Origin of the sequence: Cognatishimia coralii, assembly GCF_037478305.1 — a bacterium.
Classification (GTDB): domain Bacteria; phylum Pseudomonadota; class Alphaproteobacteria; order Rhodobacterales; family Rhodobacteraceae; genus Cognatishimia; species Cognatishimia coralii.
Genome location: NZ_JBBGAZ010000006.1, coordinates 153,637 through 172,495, shown reverse-complemented (window position 1 = coordinate 172,495; position 18,859 = coordinate 153,637). Strand labels below are relative to the sequence as shown.

Here is an 18,859-nt window from a genome sequence, read left to right as displayed (position 1 = left end):
AAACGGCCCGCCTTAAAGCCTCGCGACAAGCTGCATGCGCGCAGTTTTTCCCGACGCTTTAACAACAAGAAGACCAAAGTGATCGTGAGCGAGAAAAAACTCGGGATGAAATGTCCCGCCCCTTTCAAGTGCCGCAGGGTCAATCTCTGCGACGACGAAGCGGCTTTGTTTACTTATCACACAGGTCTCAATTCATCCGGTCCCAACCCAAATGAGGTGCACCAATGACCGATCAGTCCCCTAACGACATCTTCCATGCATCCAGCTTTATGCAGGGACATAACGCAGAGTATCTGGAACAGCTCTATGCGCGTTATGCCAATGACCCCAACGCGGTCGATGAGGTCTGGCAGGACTTCTTCCGCCAGCTGGGCGATGCGGAGCTGGACGTCAAAGCCGAGGCCGCTGGCCCGAGCTGGGCGCGCAATGACTGGCCTCCAGTGCCGGGCGGAGATCTTACGGCGGCGCTGACCGGGGAATGGCCTGCACCTGCGGAAGCCAAAGGTGCTGGTGACAAGATCAAAGCGAAAGCGGCCGAAAAAGGGGTTGAGGTCTCGGATGAGGCGGTCAAACAGGCGGTGCTGGATTCGATCCGCGCGCTGATGCTGATCCGGGCGTATCGTATCCGCGGTCACCTTGCAGCGGACCTCGACCCGCTGGGCATGCGCAGCCAGGAGCCGCATCCGGAACTGGATCCGGCGTCTTATGGCTTCTCATCTGCTGACATGGATCGCCCGATCTTTATCGACAACGTTCTGGGCCTGCAGATCGCAACCATGCGCCAGATCGTGGACATTGTGAAGCGCACCTATTGCGGCACCTTCGCGCTGCAATACATGCACATTTCCAACCCCGAAGAAGCGAGCTGGCTGAAAGAGCGCATCGAGGGCTTTGGTAAGGAAATCCAGTTCACCCGCGAAGGCCGGAAGGCGATCCTCAATAAGATGGTCGAGGCCGAGGGCTTTGAGAAATTCCTGCATGTAAAATACATGGGAACAAAGCGGTTCGGCCTTGATGGCGGCGAAGCCTTGATCCCTGCGATGGAGCAAATCATCAAACGCGGCGGCGCGTTGGGTGTGCAGGACATCGTGATCGGCATGCCGCACCGTGGACGTCTGAACATCCTCGCCAATGTGATGCAAAAACCGTATCGCGCGATCTTTAACGAATTCCAGGGCGGCTCGTTCAAACCAGAGGACGTGGATGGCTCGGGCGACGTGAAATATCACCTGGGCGCGTCCAGTGACCGTGAGTTTGACGGCAACAACGTGCACCTGTCGCTGACTGCAAACCCAAGCCACCTTGAGGCCGTGAACCCTGTGGTTCTGGGCAAGGTCCGCGCGAAGCAGGACCAAATCAAGGACGAAGACCGCTCTAGGGTCATGCCAATCCTCTTGCACGGCGATGCGGCCTTTGCGGGCCAAGGCGTGGTTGCAGAATGTTTCGCCCTGTCCGGTCTGCGCGGCCATAAAGCGGGCGGCACGGTGCATATCGTTGTGAACAACCAGATCGGCTTCACAACTGCGCCACACTTCAGCCGCTCGAGCCCATATCCGACAGACAACGCTCTGGTGGTTGAGGCCCCGATCTTCCACGTGAATGGCGACGATCCCGAGGCTGTGGTGCACGCAGCGAAAGTTGCGACCGAGTTCCGCCAGAAGTTCCACAAAGACGTGGTCATCGACATCTTCTGCTATCGCCGTTTTGGTCACAACGAGGGCGACGAGCCCATGTTCACCAACCCGATGATGTACAAAAAGATCAAGGGTCACAAAACGACTCTGACCCTCTACACAGATCGCCTCGTCAAAGACGGTCTGATCCCAGAAGGCGAGATCGAGGATATGAAAGCCGCCTTCCAGGCCAAGATGAACGAAGAGTTCGAGGCCGGTAAAGAGTTCAAGCCGAACAAAGCAGACTGGCTGGATGGCAAGTGGTCTCATCTGGACAAACAGGACGAAGACTATCAGCGCGGCGCGACTGCGATTAAGCCCGAGACCTTTGACGAGGTCGGCCGTGGTTTGACCACCCTGCCCGAAGGCTATCCGGTGCATAAGACCATTGGTCGCTTCCTTGAGACACGCAAAAAGATGTTTGAAACCGGCGAAGGTATCGACTGGGCCACCGGCGAGGCGCTCGCCTTCGGCTCGCTTTTGACCGAAGGCTATCCGGTACGTCTGGCGGGTCAGGACTCCACACGCGGGACCTTCTCACAGCGTCATTCGGGTATTGTGAACCAAGACTCTGAGGGCCGCTATTACCCGCTGAACAACATCCGCGCGGGTCAGGCACAATACGAAGTCATAGACTCGGCCCTGTCTGAATATGCGGTTCTGGGTTTTGAATATGGCTACTCGCTGGCGGAACCGAACGCGCTGACCTTGTGGGAAGCGCAGTTTGGCGACTTTGCCAACGGCGCGCAGATCATGTTTGACCAGTTCATCAGCTCTGGCGAAAGTAAATGGCTGCGGATGTCCGGTCTGACCGTGCTTTTGCCGCACGGGTTCGAGGGCCAAGGCCCAGAGCACTCTTCTGCGCGACTGGAACGCTTCTTGCAGATGTGCGGTGGCGACAACTGGATCGTGGCGAATTGTACAACGCCGGCCAACTACTTCCACATCCTGCGCCGTCAGCTGCACCGGACCTTCCGTAAGCCGCTGATCCTGATGACCCCGAAATCCCTGTTGCGCCACAAGCTGGCGATCAGCAAGACCGAAGAGTTCACGACGGGATCGAGCTTCCACCGCGTTCTTTGGGATGATGCGCAACACGGCAATTCCGACACGCAACTGGTGGCGGATGACAAGATCAAACGGGTCGTGATGTGCTCGGGTAAGGTGTACTACGACCTGCTCGAAGAACGCGACGCGCGCGGCATCGACGATGTCTACCTGATGCGGATCGAGCAATTCTATCCGTTCCCGGCGATCTCTCTGGTCAAGGAACTGGAGCGCTTTAAGGGCGCCGAGATGGTCTGGTGTCAGGAAGAACCCAAGAACCAGGGTGCTTGGTCCTTCATTGAGCCAAACATCGAATGGTGCCTCAGCCGCATCAAAGCAAAACACACTCGTCCGATCTATGCGGGCCGCGCGGCATCTGCCAGCCCGGCGACCGGACTTGCAAGCCAACACAAAGCACAACAAGCGGCGCTCGTGGATGCAGCGCTGACCATTGAAGGGTGAATGAAATGACGACCGAAGTACGTGTCCCTACACTTGGTGAAAGCGTGACCGAAGCCACCGTCGCGACCTGGTTCAAAAAACCAGGCGATGCGGTCGCCGTGGATGAAATGCTCTGCGAACTGGAAACCGATAAGGTGACGGTCGAAGTCCCTGCCCCCGCAGCGGGCGTCATGGGCGAGATCGTCGCAGCCGAAGGCGACTCCGTGGGTGTTGACGCTTTGCTCGCGACCATCGTGGCCGGCGAAGGCGCCGCCCCGGCCCCAGCGCCTGCGGCAAGCGCGGCTCCTGCGGCGGCTGCAGATGCTGACGCGGGTAGCACCGACGTGATGGTGCCAACGCTGGGTGAATCTGTGACCGAGGCGACTGTTTCAACATGGTTCAAAGCGGTTGGTGATACCGTCGCGCAGGACGAGATGCTCTGTGAGCTGGAAACAGACAAAGTGTCTGTCGAGGTCCCTGCCCCTGCATCAGGTGTTCTGGCCGAGATCATTGCACCAGAAGGCACAACCGTAGACGCAAACGCGAAACTTGCGGTGATTTCCGGCTCTGGCGGCGCAGCAGCCCCAGCGCCTGCAGCGGCCGCAGCGGCACCTGCCCCAGCGGCGTCTAAAGACGTTGAGAACGCCCCATCCGCCAACAAGCTGATGGCCGAAAAGGGTATCGACCCGGCAAATGTCGCAGGCTCTGGCCGCGATGGTCGCATCATGAAGGAAGACGTGCTGAAAGCGGCTATCGCTCCGGCAGCGGCCCCTGCTGCTCCGGCCGCAGCCCCTCGCGCCCCAGTGGCCGCAGAGGATGCGTCTCGCGAAGAGCGCGTGAAGATGACCCGTCTGCGTCAGACCATCGCGAAACGTCTTAAAGATTCTCAGAACACCGCCGCGATGCTGACCACCTACAACGAGGTCGACATGACCGAGGTGATGGCGCTTAGGAACGAGTACAAAGACCTGTTCCTGAAGAAACACGGCGTCAAACTGGGCTTTATGTCCTTCTTCACCAAGGCCTGTGTCCATGCGCTGAAAGAAGTGCCTGAGGTCAACGCCGAGATCGACGGCACCGACATCGTCTACAAAAACTACGTCCACATGGGCATCGCGGCGGGCACACCAACCGGCCTCGTGGTCCCTGTGATCCGCGACGCGGACGCGATGAGCTTTGCGGCCATCGAAAAAGCGATTGCCGAAAAAGGCGCGCGCGCGCGGGACGGCAAACTGTCCATGGCGGAAATGCAGGGCGGCTCGTTCACCATCTCGAACGGGGGTGTCTATGGCTCTCTGATGTCCAGCCCGATCCTCAACCCACCACAGTCTGGCATCCTCGGCATGCACAAGATCCAGGACCGCCCGATGGCGATCAACGGCAAGGTCGAGATCCGTCCGATGATGTATCTGGCGCTGTCCTATGACCACCGGATCGTAGACGGCAAAGGCGCGGTGACCTTCCTCGTGCGCGTGAAAGAAGCGCTTGAGGATCCACGTCGCCTGTTGATGGATCTGTAATGCGGTGTCGGGCTGAAGCCCGACCTACGGACAACCCTGTAGGGCGGGCTTCAGCCCGCCTCACCCGAAATTTCAGGAGACACCCCAATGTCCCAATATGACGTCATCATCATCGGAGCCGGCCCCGGCGGCTATGTCAGCGCCGTGCGCTGCGCCCAGCTGGGTCTGAAAACCGCCATCGTCGAAGGCCGCGAGACCCTTGGCGGCACCTGCCTCAACGTGGGCTGTATCCCGTCCAAAGCGCTCTTGCACGCGACGCATATGCTGCATGAAGCAGAACATAACTTTGCGTCTATGGGCCTTACGGGCAAAAGCCCCTCGGTCGATTGGAAACAGATGCTGACCTACAAAGACGAGGTCATCGGCCAGAACACTGGCGGCGTTGAATTCCTGATGAAAAAGAACAAGATCGACTGGCTCAAGGGTTGGGCGACTATCCCTGCTGAGGGCAAAGTCACCGTGGGCGACACCACCTATGAAACCAAGAACATCGTGATCGCGTCAGGCTCTGTGCCGTCCTCCCTGCCAGGTGTTGAGGTCGACAACGACAAAGGAGGCCTCGTGGTCGACAGCACAGGCGCACTGGAACTGGGCAAAATCCCGAAAAAGATGGTCGTGATTGGCGCGGGCGTTATCGGTCTGGAACTGGGCTCCGTTTACGCGCGTCTGGGCTCTGAGGTGACTGTGGTCGAATATATGGACGCGGTCTGCCCGGGCATGGACAAAGACGTGCAGCGTACCTTCAAGCGGATTCTTGAGAAGCAGGGTCTGAACTTTGTGATGGGCGCGGCGGTGTCGGGTGTTGAGACCACCAAGACCAAAGCCAAGGTCAGCTACGCGCTTAAGAAAGCGCCTGATGCGACCGAAACCATTGACGCCGATGTGGTCCTCGTGGCGACAGGCCGCAAGCCCTATGCCGAAGGTCTGGGCCTCGACGCCCTAGGCGTGAAACTGACCGAGCGCGGCCAGATCGCAACCGACGCCCATTGGGCCACCAACGTGCCGGGCATCTATGCCATCGGCGACGTGATCGAAGGCCCGATGCTGGCGCATAAAGCCGAAGACGAAGGCATGGCGGTCGCGGATGTGATCGCGGGCAACCATGGCCACGTGAACTATGGCGTCATTCCGGGCGTGGTTTACACGACGCCGGAAGTGGCGACCGTGGGCCAAACCGAGGATGCTCTGAAAGCCGCAGGTCACAAGATCAAGGTCGGCAAGTTCTCGTTCATGGGCAATGGCCGCGCGAAAGCCGTAGGTCAGGCGGATGGTTTTGTGAAGCTGATCGCAGATAAGGAAACCGACCGTGTGCTTGGTGCGGCCATCATCGGTCCGGCGGCGGGCGACATGATCCACGAGATCTGTGTGGCGATGGAATTTGGTGCCTCGGCCCAAGATATCGCTCTCACATGCCACGCACACCCGACCTATTCGGAAGCGGTCCGCGAGGCAGCTTTGGCCTGCGGCGACGGTCCGATCCACGCGTAAGGATTCACCGACACGGAAAATTAAAAGCGGCCCTTTTCGGGGCCGCTTTTTTCGTGACAGCGCAGAGGCCTTGAGGGGGATCGGGGGTACTGGCCGCTGCGCCGTCACGGGGGTGACGTTGGGCACGTCACATGGGGTGAGTGTGGCAAGTCTCTTGCTTACGAACTCCACCTATGTGCGCACCCTGCGCACTGCCAGAGGCGTTCACGGCTATGTGTAGATGATGTGTTAACGGCGTGTCTTGCCGGCGGCTTTGGCCGCTTCGATGCCCGAAACCGGATCGAAACCCGCGTCGCGCATGAGGGCGATGGACTCAGCCTCAACCCGCGTTTCAAGGTCCTGCATGAAGGCCTCCGTTGAACGGCCCGGTTCAATCGGGTCGAGGAACTCCATCACGGCCAATCCGGGCTTGCGATAGACCCCGCGACGTGGCCAGAAAACGCCGACATTGGCAGACACAGGCACAACCGTTTGGCCGGTCTCGCGATAAAGTACGTTGATGCCGATTTTATAGGGCAGATACCCATCCCACGCGACGCGCGTGCCTTGCGGATAGATGATCAATTGGCCCGCGGGTGCATCGCCATCCTTGACCGCTTTCATCATGCTCTTGATCGCCTCAGAGCGCTTTCCCCGGTTCACAGGCACACAGCCAATTCGCATGCCATACCAGCCCAGAATGGGCGCATAGCGCAGGATCGCTTTCATGATGAACTTGGGCTTTGGCAGCACACTCACAAGCATAATGATGTCAAAGAAGCTCTGGTGCTTGGCCGCGACCAGCACCTCTTCCTGAGGAACTTCGCCGCGAATTTCAGATTTCAGCCCGATCATCCAGGCCGCAGACCAGCGCACATAGCGGCAATAGGTGCGCACGCCCGCATAGGCCCATTTGCGATCCAACACCGCCAGCGGCGTGAAATAGAGCGACATGAGGAACATCATCACATACATCTGAATGCTGAACAGCAGCGAGCGGATCCATTGCAGGGCATATCCCATCAGCTCAACTCCGACAGAGATTTACGGGCGGCGACGCCGGTCGCCACGAAGGCAACCGCTGCAGCGGCAAATGGCACCAGAGCCAGCCAAAGCGCGCCATAGCCTTGAAACCCGAGCCCGGTCAGGAAGCCACCTGCGCCCTGTGCCGACGGCAAGAGCAACACTGCGCCATATCCCGCCACCGTGCCGGCGGCCGCGCCCATCAGGGCGCGTAGGGTGAAACGGCGGACAAAGGCGCGGGCGATATATTCGTCCTGCGCGCCTACAAGACGCATGACCGCGATCACCTGGGAATTCGCCGCAAGCGCTGCGTTTGCAGCCAGCGTGATCATTGTGCCGGTGACGGCTGCGATGACGCCAATCGCGAGCCAGCCGAGCATCCGCAGCCGCGTCGCGGCTTGTTGTAGAGGCTTCCGCCAACGGCTGTGATCGTCAAGAATGGCGCCTGGTACCTCAGCTTGCAGACGCAGACGCAGACCGGCAGCGTCATAGCCCTCTTCGGTCTCGGAAATCTCGATCAGTTGAGGGATCGGAAGATCTTCGATCGGCAAGTCCGGCCCAAACCAAGGCGACAAGAGCGCGCGTTGCTCATCCGCGGTCAGAGCCCGCGCGCCCACGATGCCAGGTGTGGTTTCCAACACATTCAGAGCCGCGGCGGTCTGTTGCTCAAGCTGCGCTAAAGGTGCCGAAATCCGCAAGGTTGAGCCGTTCGCCAGTTCTTCACCCCACCGCTGCGCCAAGCGGCCAGTGGCCATGGACAATGCCAAGGCAAAAACCACCAGAAAGGCCATCGCAGCTGCCGAAAACAAGGTTAACCGCGCAGTGAACCCTGTTGGCGGCACCATGCGATCTGCTTGTGCGTCGCGCGAAAACAGAGACAAGAAATTACCAAGCAGCCGGTTCATAGATCCGCCCCCGCGGCCTGAACCCGCCGGTTCGCGATCCGCAGAACGCGCGTCTGCACTTTGGTTTTCGCCGCTCGGATCAGATTCATATCATGGGTCGCGATCATCACGGTCTTGCCCATTTTGTTGAGCTCGATCAGCAATTGCAGAACCCGCTGGGACATCTCCCAATCGACATTCCCCGTCGGTTCATCGGCCAAAACGATGTCGGGTGACATAATCACCGCGCGTGCCACGGCCGCACGCTGACGTTCGCCACCAGACAATTCCGGCGGCAAAGCCTTGGCGCGATCCCGCAGGCCCACCCAGTTCAACAGCTCTTTCAGATTAGACACCTGCTCCAGACTGTCCCGCCCGGAGACCGTCAGGGGCAGAGCCACATTATCAGCAACCGGTAGGTGATCCAGAAACTGGCAATCCTGATGCACCACGCCAATCCGGCGGCGCATCACCGCCGCCTCGTCACGGCTCATCCCGCGCACGTCTTGCCCAAACAGACGCGCGTGCCCCGCCGTCGGCGTCAATGCGCCGTAGCACAGCTTAAGGAAAGTCGTCTTGCCCGACCCCGACGGCCCGGTCAGGAAATGAAAGCTGCCAGGCTGCAGCGCAAGGCTGACCTCGGACAGCAATTCTCCACCGCCATAACTATAGGCAACATTGTCGAGCTCGATCACGGGTTGGGCCTCATCCGGTCATTTGCACTCTTGTGCCGCAGGCACGTCCTAGTTGCAATCTTTCAGACGCAAGCTTTGCCCTTTCATGAACGCCCTAAACACCATATGTTGTCCCCAGAGCATGCTTTCTTGAGGTTTGAGGGGCGAATGAGGCTGAACTGCCCGAATTGCGGAGCGCAATACGAAGTACCCATCGATGTGATTCCGGCCGAGGGCCGCGATGTCCAGTGTTCCTCTTGCGGGATCACCTGGTTTCAGGCGCATCCGGATCATGACGCGGAACCGGATCTGGAACTGAATATTCCAGAGGCCGAAGACCAATGGGTTGCGCCTGCCGAAACTGAGGAACCCGCTGCGGCTGAGTCCTCGGAATCGCTGCAAGAGACCCTGAAGGAAGCTGTGCGGGCGCAGATGCCCGAAGAGGTCGAAGAGGTTATTGCCGAAGAGGTGGAATCCCGGCTCGACGAAAGCCCGCTCGGGGATTTTGAAGCAGAGCTTGATGCGCAATTGGCAACTGCGGAAGACGTGAGCTGGGACGCAGAGCCCGAAGCCGAGGTTTCAGAGCCTGAATCCGCGCCCGAACCGGAGCCCATGGCCGCACCAGAACCAGAACCCTTCTATGCGCCGGAACCGGACCCAGAGCCACAATTTGAAGCAGAAGCAGCCCAGGATGAGTCAGATCCGCTATTTGCCCCCGCTGCCGCTGATCCGGCCCGCGGTCGTGCGCGGCGTCGCCGCGAGGTGGACCCCGCGGTTGCCGATATCCTGCGCGAAGAGGCCAACCACGAAGCCGAAGCCCGCCGAGCCGAAGAAACCTCAATCGAGACCCAGCAAGAATTCGGTCTCGAAACCCCCGAAGAAGACGAATCCGCACGTCGCGCCGGTCAGGCCCGCGCGCGTATGGCGCGAATGCGGGGGCTGTCTGCGGATCCTCAGGTTTCCGCAGAGCCAGACCCCGATGTCGGGGGATCTCGCCGCAATCTTTTACCGGATATCGAGGAAATCAATTCCACCCTGCGCGCCACAGAGGATCGCACACCGGAAGAACTGCCCGACGGCCGCCCTACGCAAACCCAACGCCGCCGAGGCGCGAGCCGGCTTGGATTTGGCGCGGCTCTGATCCTGATTGCGGGTTTGATGTTTGTCTATGCCCGCCCCGGAGCGGTCACGGCGCAATTCCCTCAGTTCGCACCGGCGGTTTCGGGCTACGTTAACACTGTGGATGACGGTCGGATCTGGTTGGATGTTCAGATGACAAAACTGATGCTCTGGCTGGATAGCATGGCGTCAGATGACGGCACCGCCGATACGTAATCAGAACCGGTCCAGCAAACGGCGCAGATAGTTGCGTTCCTGTTCCGGGCGATCCGCTTCACCCGAACGCTTGCGGATCTCGTCCAGTAAATCTCGTGCCCTGCGATAGACGTCCTCGCCTTGCAAGAGTTGCTCATCGCTGCCAACGCGCCCCGTGCTGCCAGGATTGCGCCCCAGAGGGTCTTGGCTTGGCGTAATGCCGCTCTGTTGGTTGCCCTCGCCGCCCTGTTGCTCGTTCTGCGCCAGCGCTTCGCCGAGATTGCGCATGCCTTCGCGTAGGGCGTTCATCGCATCGGCCTGTCGGTCAATCGCCTCGGCCAATTCGTTCTGACGCAGAGCATCTTCCGCCTGATCCATGGCCTCGCCAGCACGCCCTAGCGCCTCGCGCGCGGCATCGCCCTCAGGTGTGCCCTGTCCTGGCAGGTTCTGTGCCTGGCGGCCCAACTCTTGGCGCAGAGCCTGCTGGCGGTCGGCCAATGCGCCCTCAAGCCCTTCACCGGACTCACCTCCGCCCTCGCCCTCGGCGTTTCCTTGGCCGCCGGTACCATCATGCGACTGACCGCGCCCTGCGCCGCCAGAGCGGCCCTCGTTGCCCTGAGACTCACCCGCTTGCGCATTCGGGTTGAACTGTTCCTGCAAGTCGCGGAAGGCCTGATCCGAGAGGCCCTGCTGTTCCCGCAGGGTTTCGCCAAGTTCGTTCATGGCCTGCTGCCCTGGGGATTCTCCGCCCTCACCCCCTTGAGCGACCTGCATGTTTTCCATCATTTCCTGGAACTCTTGCAACGCCTGCTGGGCTTCGGCCATCCGGCCCTGTTCCATAAGTTCCTGAATGCGGTCCATCATGCGTTGCAGATCGTTCTGAGACAGCTCCATCGTGTTTTGCTGATCGCGCGAGAACTCTTGGTTCTCATCGCCATTCTGACGTTGTTGCTGAGCAAGCTGGCGTATGTAGTCCTGTGTGGCTTCACGCAGCTCTTGCATCAGCTGGGCGATTTCCTGATCGCTTGCGCCGTTCTTCATGGCCTCAGACAGGCGTTCCTGCGCGCGTTGCATACGGGCAAGCGCGTCGTCCAGATCGCCATCCTCAATTGCTAGGGCCAGTTCCCAAAGCTCTTGCGCAATCTCGTCGCGCTGCTCAAGCGAAAGCCCCTGGCGCGTCTGGAATTCCAACCGCCTTAAGATGGTGCGCAGGCGCAGGTAATCGGCGTTCTTGCGGAACAGAGAGTCGTCCGGGCGATGGCTGATCGCACGCAAAATCTGCGCGACGCGTCGTGCATTGTCGCGCGTCCACAAAAGGTCTCGCCGTTGTTCGACCAAGGCATGTGCCAGCGGGTCAAAGAACCGTCGTGCAGGCAGGTCCATGGTCACATCAACCGGCGCGCTTTTCTGACCCGCCGCGTCCTCGACCTGCAAGGTAAGCGTCACCGGAAGATGCGCCCAAAGATCTGCGCTGAAATCTTCGATCAAGGTTTCTTCAAAGGCATCGCGCGGGCCGCTGACAGGCAGAGGCAATGTCAGCCCAATTGCCTCGCGCGGCTCGGGCGCGGCAGCCAGACCATAGCGCCGATCAAGTTGATCCAAGTTCAATGTGATCTGCGCGGTGCCCCCCAAGAGGTCATAGTCATCGCGTGCTTCAAACGGCAGGCTCATCTCGCCGCGTCCCGACACTGTTGCAGCACCAGTTGCTGCGACCTCTGGCACCGCGTCTGGGATCAAATCGACCTGCCACAGACGCCCGTTCGGTCCGGCAACTTCTAGGGTCCCACTCTGGCGCAACTGAAATTCCTGCGCCGCCTCTGTGGTGCTTGGCAGCTCGCCGACACGAGCGGATACGGTTTCTTGCACCGTCAGCGCGCCAATCTCGCCATAAAGGCGCAGGATCACGCGGCTGTTGATCGGCACGCGCAGAGCGCCAGCTTCTTGGTCGTTCAGATACAGTGTGGGCAGCCCGGTATAGCTTGGCGGCTCAACCCATCCCTCCCAGCTCGCTCCCACGATGCTGGGCGCGATAGGGCCCGGGGCCATGTCAGACAGGCTGCTGAGGCGTCCGAAACTGCCAAACAACAGCGCGATGGACAGAAAGACCGCCGCCACAAAGCGCAAGCCATAGGGATCAAGCGTCGCAACTCGCAGGTCTGGCTTTGGAGGCCGCGCCTCGGCGGCTTTTTCTGCCATCCGCGCCTGATGCGCCTCCCAGAGCGCCTGCGTCGCGGGATCCTGATCCCCCATCGCAGGCGCGTCCATCAGCGCCTGCACAGGGCGTCCGGGCAAAGTTTCGTCCAATCGCGCCAGCGCTTCGGCCTGACTGGGCCAGCGCATGCGCCAAATTCCGCGCACCACGAGCCACAACGCAAAGAGAACCGACCCCACGGCCAGCGCCCAAAGCGACTCAAGTTGCAATATGTCCTGAAGCCCCATCAAGAGGCTGGCGAGCACGACAAACCCCAAAGTCCAAAGCGGCCAGAACGCGCGCACAAGCCGTTCAGACGCAAGGCCCAAACGCGTTAGCGCGAGGACCCAACGCAGTCTGGCAGGTTGGTTCGCCATTGGCCCGGTTGGTGCGGTCATGCTCTCAATCCGGTGGCTCTTGCGAAGATCGCGGGCGGGATTGCCCTAGAGCCACTCTGGAATGGTATCTCGATTTATCATTTCGTCAAAGGTCGGACGTCGGCGGATAACCGCAAATTGATCGCCATTAACGAGAACCTCAGGAATGAGCGGCCGTGTGTTGTATTCGCTGGACATCACCGCCCCATAAGCCCCCGCCGAGCGGAAGGCGATCAGATCGCCTGCCTCAACCTTGGCCATGGTGCGAGATTTCGCAAATGTATCGCCGGTTTCACAGACGGGACCGACGATGTCATAGGCCGCAGGCTCTTCGCCCGGAGTTGGTTCAACGACCGGAATGATGTCGTGATGTGCCTCATACATAGCAGGGCGGATCAGGTCGTTCATCGCGCCATCCACAATCATGAACTCGCGGTCTTCGCCTTCTTTGACGTAGATCACCTTGCTGACCATGATCCCCGCGTTGCCTGCAATCAGGCGGCCCGGTTCGATTTCGATCTCGCATCCCAGGTGGCCAAGCTCTTCTTTGATCATGGCGCCATATTCGACAGGCAGCGGCGGAGCCTCATTCGACCGCTCATAAGGGATGCCCAGACCGCCGCCCAGATCCAGACGTTGGATGTCATGCCCGTCGGCACGCAGCGTCTCGGTCAGCTCTGCCACCTTGCGATAGGCCAGACGGAAAGGTTCTAACTGGGTCAACTGGCTGCCGATATGCACGTCGATGCCAATGACTTTCAGACCCGGCAGGGACGCAGCATGCGCATAAACCTCGCGCGCACGGCTGATCGGAATGCCGAACTTATTCTCGGACTTGCCCGTCGCGATCTTGGCATGGGTTTTCGCGTCCACATCCGGATTGACGCGCACTGTAATCGGAGCCACCACGCCCAGTTCCAGCGCGACGTCGTTAATCACCGCCATTTCAGGCTCTGATTCCACGTTGAACTGCCGCAGACCACCGGTCAGCGCCGCGTGGATCTCATCCCGTGTCTTACCAACACCGGAAAACACGATCCGCTCGCCCGGAACACCTGCGGCCTTCGCCCGCGCGTACTCACCACCCGAAACCACATCCATGCCCGCGCCTAGCGCCGCAAGGGTTTTCAGGATCGCCTGATTGCTCGCGGCCTTCATCGCATAGCAAACAAGATGCTCGGTCCCTTCCAAAGCCTCATCAAATAGCCGGAAGTGACGCTCGAATGTCGCTGTGGAATAGCAATAAAACGGCGTCCCCACCGCAGCCGCGATTTCAGAAACCGGCACGTCTTCGGCAAAAAGTTTGCCGTCGCGATAGAGAAAATGATCCATGCCAGCGCCCTCGCATCAAAACAGTTTCGCCTCTCATAGGCAGAAGCGAGAGCGCTTGCAATCAAAGGGCATTCATCTTGCCCAAAATACTCAGAATCTAAGGCCTGCCTGCCGCGGGCCGCGCAGAAACAGGAAGAGCGGCAAGCCACAGCTGACCCCGATCATGAATGTCGCGGGAATCGCCAAGAGGCCAAGCCAGCGGCGCTCGTAGATGCATTCCGCTAAAATCCAAACCGTCAACGCAATCGCCGCAATCGTCAGGTCCCAGACCAGCCCCGACGTCGCATCATTCACATACCACGCATCAATCATGAGGCTCAGGTCGTAGCCATGTTCCTCAAACCAGCTCAGGAAATAAGCCATCGGATGGATCGCGCCCCAAATGGCGAGACCCAAAAAGATGACACCCATAAATGTGAAACGATCCCGCATTGAGGTCCTCCCTTTTGCTCAGAACATGAGACAAAAGGCAAAGCCGTCAAGCAAGGGGAAGTTTTCGCGACTTAAAGCCCAACCGAGACAGTCACCGGCCCCTTGCCGACGCTTGCCTTACCGCCAAGGCTGACACCATTGGATCCGATCCCGATCCCAACATTCGCGCTTGGGCGCAAAGGCGCGCCGTCCACGCCGCAAGCGGCGAGGAATGCTAATGTGGTCAGGGCCGCGATCACTCTCATGCCAATATGTCCTTCCAGCGAGCGATCTGGCTGCGAACCTGGCTTGGCGCGGTGCCCCCGTATGAGGTGCGCGAGGCCACGGAATTTTCCACAGTCAGAACGCTAAAGACGTCGTCAGTTATGTCACAATGTACCGATTGCATATCCTCAAGGGAAAGATCCGGCAAATCACAGCCGCGAGATTCCGCCATCGCCACCAGAGACCCCGTGACATGGTGCGCATCGCGGAACGGCATATTCAGCGCGCGCACGCACCAATCGGCCAGATCGGTTGCGGTCGAGAATCCGCTGCCCGCCGCAGCCGCAAGGCTCTCGCGGTTGCCGGTCATGTCTTTGACCATACCTTCCATCGCGGCCAGGGCCAGCATCAGGTTGTCGGCCGCATCAAAGACCTGCTCTTTGTCTTCCTGCATGTCTTTGGAATAGGTCAAAGGCAGACCCTTCATGACCATCATCAGGCCCGTATTCGCGCCAAAGATCCGGCCCACTTTGGCCCGGATCAATTCCGCTGCATCGGGGTTCTTCTTCTGTGGCATGATCGAAGAGCCCGTGGAGAATCGATCCGACAGGGTCACAAAACGGAACTGCGCCGAAGACCAGATCACCAGTTCCTCGGAAAGACGGCTGAGGTGCATCGCGCAAATCGAGGCCGCTCCTAGGAATTCTAGTGCGAAGTCACGATCCGCCACTGCATCCAGCGAATTCGCGGCCGGGCGATCAAAGCCCAGCGCCTCTGCGGTCATATCCCGATCAATCGGGAAAGACGTGCCCGCCAGCGCCGCCGCGCCCAGAGGCGATTCGTTCATCCGCTTGCGCGCATCGCGGATGCGGCTGAGGTCGCGGCCGAACATCTCCACATAGGCCATCATGTGATGGCCCCAAGTCACCGGCTGCGCTGTCTGCAAATGCGTGAACCCCGGCATCACCCAATCCGCGCCCTGCTCTGCCTGAGCAAGAAGCGCTTTAATAAGAGCGACGAGCGCCCCGTCGGTGGCATCCAACTGATCCCGCACCCACAATTTAAAGTCCGTCGCGACCTGATCGTTCCGCGACCGACCTGTGTGCAAACGCCCTGCGGGCTCTCCGATGATTTCTTTCAGCCGCGCCTCGACATTCATGTGAATGTCTTCCAAAGCCGTAGAAAAATTGAAACTTCCGCTATCAATCTCTGACAAGACCGTGAGCAGCCCTTCCCGAATGGCCTCGGCATCACTATCCGTAATGATGCCCGCCTTGGCCAGCATCGCCGCGTGGGCCCTTGAACCGGCAATATCCTGCGCCGCCATCCGCTGATCGAACCCGATCGAGGCATTGATCGCCTCCATGATCGCGTCAGGTCCAGCGGCGAAACGGCCGCCCCACATCTGGTTCGAGGTCTTGTCAGTCATGTCGTCGCCCTTGGAGGATCTATGGGTATTTTACGTTCTAGCGTGCTTTATATGGCCTTGGCCCTAAGCGCAAATACAGCTTTCGCAGATATCGAAACCGCGAATGGCCTGCGTGAAGGCGACATGAAGAAGCTCGTCTTTCACAACGAGGCCCGCGACATCAGTGACGCGACCTTTGTGACAGCCGAGGGCGACATGACCTTGGACGCCCTCGAAGGCAAACATGTGCTTTTGAACTTCTGGGCCACATGGTGTGCTCCATGCCGCAAAGAAATGCCGATGTTGTCAGAGCTGCAAACAGAATTGGGCGGTGATGATTTCGAGGTCGTGACCATCGCAACAGGGCGCAACATGCCCGTCGCGATCGACAAGTTCTTCAAGGATATCGAGGTCGACAACCTGCCCAAACATCGCGATCCGAAAATGGATGTCGCGCGGGACATGAGCGTCTTTGGTCTGCCCGTAACTGTGATCATTGATCCCGAAGGCCGTGAGATCGCGCGACTGCAAGGCGATGCGGATTGGTCAAGCGACAGTGCGAAGGCTGTGCTGTCTACATTGATCGGCGCCGGTGCCGAGGGCAGCTGAATCGCTTTGACTTAACCGGATCTTCAGAGATTCGCTGAATGCTTCCTTTTGCGACAAAGGAGGCAGTGATGGATATCCGAACCAAGGCATTCAGGGCCGAAAGGCTCAGCAACCCTCTGGACGAAGCGGTGAAGCTTCGCGACATGTCCATTCTTGAAATGGTGCGAGCGGCCGTCTTCCATCAAGAAGTCACGCTGGCTTTTCAGCCAATCTTTGGGCGAAAAAACCCGAAGCAGCCCAGTTTTTATGAAAGCCTCATCAGGGTTCTAGATGAAACCGGCCGCATCATCCCGGCCGCGCAATTTCTACCCTTCGTTCAGCATGGCGAAATCGCGCGAGAGCTTGACCGCCTTGCGCTTAAACTCAGCTTGGAGCGTCTGGTCAAACACCCGAACCTCTGTTTGTCGGTCAACATGTCGGCGCGCTCGATCGGATATCGCCCTTGGATGGATACTCTGAACAACGCGCTGCGCGTCTATCCAGATATCAACAAACGACTTATCCTCGAAATTTCAGAGGGTTCGGTCGTCGAAATGCCAGAACTCGTCGCGGATTTCATGCCGGACCTGCAAAATCGCGGCGTGTCATTCTGTTTGGACGACTATGGCTCTCAGCATACGTCATTTAAGATATTGTACGACCGGTATTTTGAGTTTGTGAAGCTGGATGGCAGCTACACGCAGCGGGTCCACGAAAGCCAGGAAAAGCAAATCCTCGCAAATACAGTCGCGACCATGTTGGGACGTTTGGGTATTCATAGCGTCGCGACGAAAGTTGAATCTGAATTAGAAGCGCGCATGATGAGAAGCCTCGGATTCAGCTATCTTCAAGGTTTCTATTTCTCTGCGCCAACCGTTTCTCCACCCTGGGATCCGGTGCAGCCCTCCCCTACGATGGCTTAATTGAAAACACGCCAACTCCCATAAGTAATACTACCCGCGACATTGCATCGCTTGCCGCAATGCGGCAAATCTTATAAGCAATTGCTGCAGCGCTGCATAAGCTTTGGGCACTACTTTTGCCATGCAGCCTCATCGACGAATGCATTTGAGGGAGATCACATGACAAATGTAGTTATCGCATCCGCCGCCCGTACCGCTGTCGGGTCTTTCGGTGGGTCTTTTGCCAACACCGCGGCCCACGACTTGGGTGCAACTGTCCTCGAAGCCGTCGTAGAGCGCGCGGGCGTCGCCAAAGAAGAGGTTTCTGAAACCATTCTTGGCCAAGTTCTGACCGCAGGTCAGGGCCAAAACCCAGCTCGCCAAGCGCATATCAATGCAGGCCTGCCAAAAGAAAGCTCTGCCTGGGGCATCAACCAAGTGTGCGGCTCTGGCTTGCGCGCGGTCGCTCTGGCCGCTCAGCACATCCAACTGGGTGATGCCTCCATCGTCGCGGCCGGCGGTCAAGAAAACATGACCCTCTCTCCCCATGTGGCACACCTGCGTGCAGGTCACAAAATGGGCGACATGAAATACATCGACTCTATGATCCGCGACGGTCTGTGGGATGCTTTCAACGGCTATCACATGGGTCAGACCGCTGAAAACGTTGCTGAACAGTGGCAGATTTCGCGCGACATGCAGGACGAATTTGCTCTGGCATCCCAGAACAAAGCCGAAGCCGCACAGAAGGCCGGCAAGTTCGACGATGAGATCACACCCTTCACTGTGAAAACCCGCAAGGGCGACATCGTGGTCGACAAAGATGAATACATCCGCCACGGCGCGACCATCGAAAGCATGCAGAAACTGCGCCCAGCATTCGTGCGTGACGGCGGTACCGTGACAGCGGCAAACGCCTCTGGTCTCAACGACGGCGCAGCCGCAGCGTTGCTGATGTCCGCAGACGAAGCCGAAAAGCGCGGCATCGAACCGCTGGCCCGCATCGCATCTTACGCGACCGCAGGTCTGGACCCATCCGTCATGGGTGTTGGCCCGATCTATGCGTCCCGCAAGGCGCTGGACAAAGCAGGCTGGTCTGTCTCCGATCTGGATCTGGTCGAAGCAAACGAAGCCTTTGCTGCGCAAGCCTGCGCTGTGAACAAAGACATGGGCTGGGATCCATCCATCGTGAACGTCAACGGCGGCGCGATTGCAATTGGTCACCCAATCGGCGCATCCGGTTGCCGCGTTCTGAACACTCTGCTGTTTGAAATGAAGCGCCGCGACGCGAAAAAAGGCCTCGCCACGCTCTGCATCGGCGGCGGCATGGGCGTCGCCCTCTGCGTTGAGCGCCCTTAAGTACAATGTGCAGAATGCACACA

General features: G+C 59.1%; 15 protein-coding genes. 7 read left to right on the top strand and 8 right to left on the bottom strand.

Features of this window, described 5'->3' with window-relative positions; genetic code table 11:
• Positions 1-224: 224 nt before the first annotated feature.
• The 3 genes from WG622_RS12430 to lpdA all read left to right on the top strand — a co-directional run bounded on the left by WG622_RS12430 (position 225) and on the right by lpdA (position 6,169).
• Positions 225-3,182: a 2-oxoglutarate dehydrogenase E1 component gene (locus tag WG622_RS12430; RefSeq protein WP_339403881.1), complete on the top strand. Its 2,958-nt coding sequence runs from the start codon at positions 225-227 to the stop codon at positions 3,180-3,182.
• A 5-nt stretch (positions 3,183-3,187) separates the two neighbouring features.
• Positions 3,188-4,681: a 2-oxoglutarate dehydrogenase complex dihydrolipoyllysine-residue succinyltransferase gene (gene odhB / locus WG622_RS12425; RefSeq protein WP_339403880.1), complete on the top strand. Its 1,494-nt coding sequence runs from the start codon at positions 3,188-3,190 to the stop codon at positions 4,679-4,681.
• 87 nt (positions 4,682-4,768) lie between these two features.
• Positions 4,769-6,169 (top strand): dihydrolipoyl dehydrogenase, encoded by a 1,401-nt coding sequence (gene lpdA / locus WG622_RS12420; protein WP_339403879.1) that lies wholly within the window; start codon positions 4,769-4,771, stop codon positions 6,167-6,169.
• Positions 6,170-6,397: 228 nt separating this feature from the next.
• Here lpdA and WG622_RS12415 read toward each other — a convergent pair whose 3' ends face one another.
• The 3 genes from WG622_RS12415 to WG622_RS12405 are packed head-to-tail and all read right to left on the bottom strand — an operon-like array spanning position 6,398 to position 8,750.
• Complete coding sequence (locus tag WG622_RS12415) at positions 6,398-7,171, bottom strand: lysophospholipid acyltransferase family protein (RefSeq protein ID WP_339403878.1); 774 nt, start codon at positions 7,169-7,171, stop codon at positions 6,398-6,400.
• Entirely contained in the window at positions 7,171-8,076 is a 906-nt protein-coding gene (locus WG622_RS12410; protein WP_339403877.1) for a cell division protein FtsX, read from the bottom strand. Before WG622_RS12410 ends, WG622_RS12415 begins: the two co-directional genes overlap by 1 nt.
• Positions 8,073-8,750: a cell division ATP-binding protein FtsE gene (locus WG622_RS12405; RefSeq protein WP_339403876.1), complete on the bottom strand. Its 678-nt coding sequence runs from the start codon at positions 8,748-8,750 to the stop codon at positions 8,073-8,075. The genes WG622_RS12410 and WG622_RS12405 overlap by 4 nt, the downstream gene beginning before the upstream one ends.
• 147 nt (positions 8,751-8,897) lie before the next feature.
• Between WG622_RS12405 and WG622_RS12400 the strand changes: the two genes are divergently transcribed.
• A complete protein-coding gene (locus tag WG622_RS12400) occupies positions 8,898-10,064 on the top strand; it encodes a zinc-ribbon domain-containing protein (RefSeq protein ID WP_339403875.1) in 1,167 nt (388 codons plus the stop codon).
• On the opposite strand, the gene WG622_RS12395 is transcribed toward WG622_RS12400, so the two are convergent.
• The 5 genes from WG622_RS12395 to argH all read right to left on the bottom strand — a co-directional run bounded on the left by WG622_RS12395 (position 10,065) and on the right by argH (position 16,008).
• On the bottom strand, positions 10,065-12,632 hold the full coding sequence (locus WG622_RS12395; RefSeq protein ID WP_339403874.1) for a TIGR02302 family protein: 2,568 nt from the start codon (positions 12,630-12,632) through the stop codon (positions 10,065-10,067).
• A gap of 45 nt (positions 12,633-12,677) precedes the next feature.
• Complete coding sequence (gene lysA, locus WG622_RS12390; RefSeq protein WP_339403873.1) at positions 12,678-13,943, bottom strand: diaminopimelate decarboxylase; 1,266 nt, start codon at positions 13,941-13,943, stop codon at positions 12,678-12,680.
• Positions 13,944-14,033: 90 nt separating this feature from the next.
• The gene (locus WG622_RS12385; protein ID WP_339403872.1) at positions 14,034-14,375 is read right to left on the bottom strand and encodes a DUF2834 domain-containing protein; all 342 of its coding nucleotides are present in this window, start codon (positions 14,373-14,375) and stop codon (positions 14,034-14,036) included.
• Between the two features lie 71 nt (positions 14,376-14,446).
• Positions 14,447-14,620 carry a hypothetical protein gene (locus WG622_RS12380; RefSeq protein ID WP_209357343.1) on the bottom strand — a complete coding sequence of 58 codons (174 nt, stop codon included), beginning with the start codon at positions 14,618-14,620 and terminating at the stop codon, positions 14,447-14,449.
• The gene (gene argH / locus WG622_RS12375; RefSeq protein ID WP_339403871.1) at positions 14,617-16,008 is read right to left on the bottom strand and encodes an argininosuccinate lyase; all 1,392 of its coding nucleotides are present in this window, start codon (positions 16,006-16,008) and stop codon (positions 14,617-14,619) included. Before argH ends, WG622_RS12380 begins: the two co-directional genes overlap by 4 nt.
• A 21-nt stretch (positions 16,009-16,029) precedes the next feature.
• Here argH and WG622_RS12370 point away from each other — a divergent pair, with 21 nt between their 5' ends.
• The 3 genes from WG622_RS12370 (at position 16,030) to WG622_RS12360 (ending at position 18,836) form a co-directional block, all read left to right on the top strand.
• On the top strand, positions 16,030-16,596 hold the full coding sequence (locus tag WG622_RS12370; RefSeq protein WP_339403870.1) for a TlpA family protein disulfide reductase: 567 nt from the start codon (positions 16,030-16,032) through the stop codon (positions 16,594-16,596).
• 68 nt (positions 16,597-16,664) lie between these two features.
• Positions 16,665-17,498, top strand: coding sequence for an EAL domain-containing protein (locus WG622_RS12365; protein WP_339403869.1), 834 nt, complete (start codon positions 16,665-16,667; stop codon positions 17,496-17,498).
• A 159-nt stretch (positions 17,499-17,657) separates the two neighbouring features.
• Positions 17,658-18,836: an acetyl-CoA C-acetyltransferase gene (locus tag WG622_RS12360; protein WP_339403868.1), complete on the top strand. Its 1,179-nt coding sequence runs from the start codon at positions 17,658-17,660 to the stop codon at positions 18,834-18,836.
• Positions 18,837-18,859: the final 23 nt, after the last annotated feature.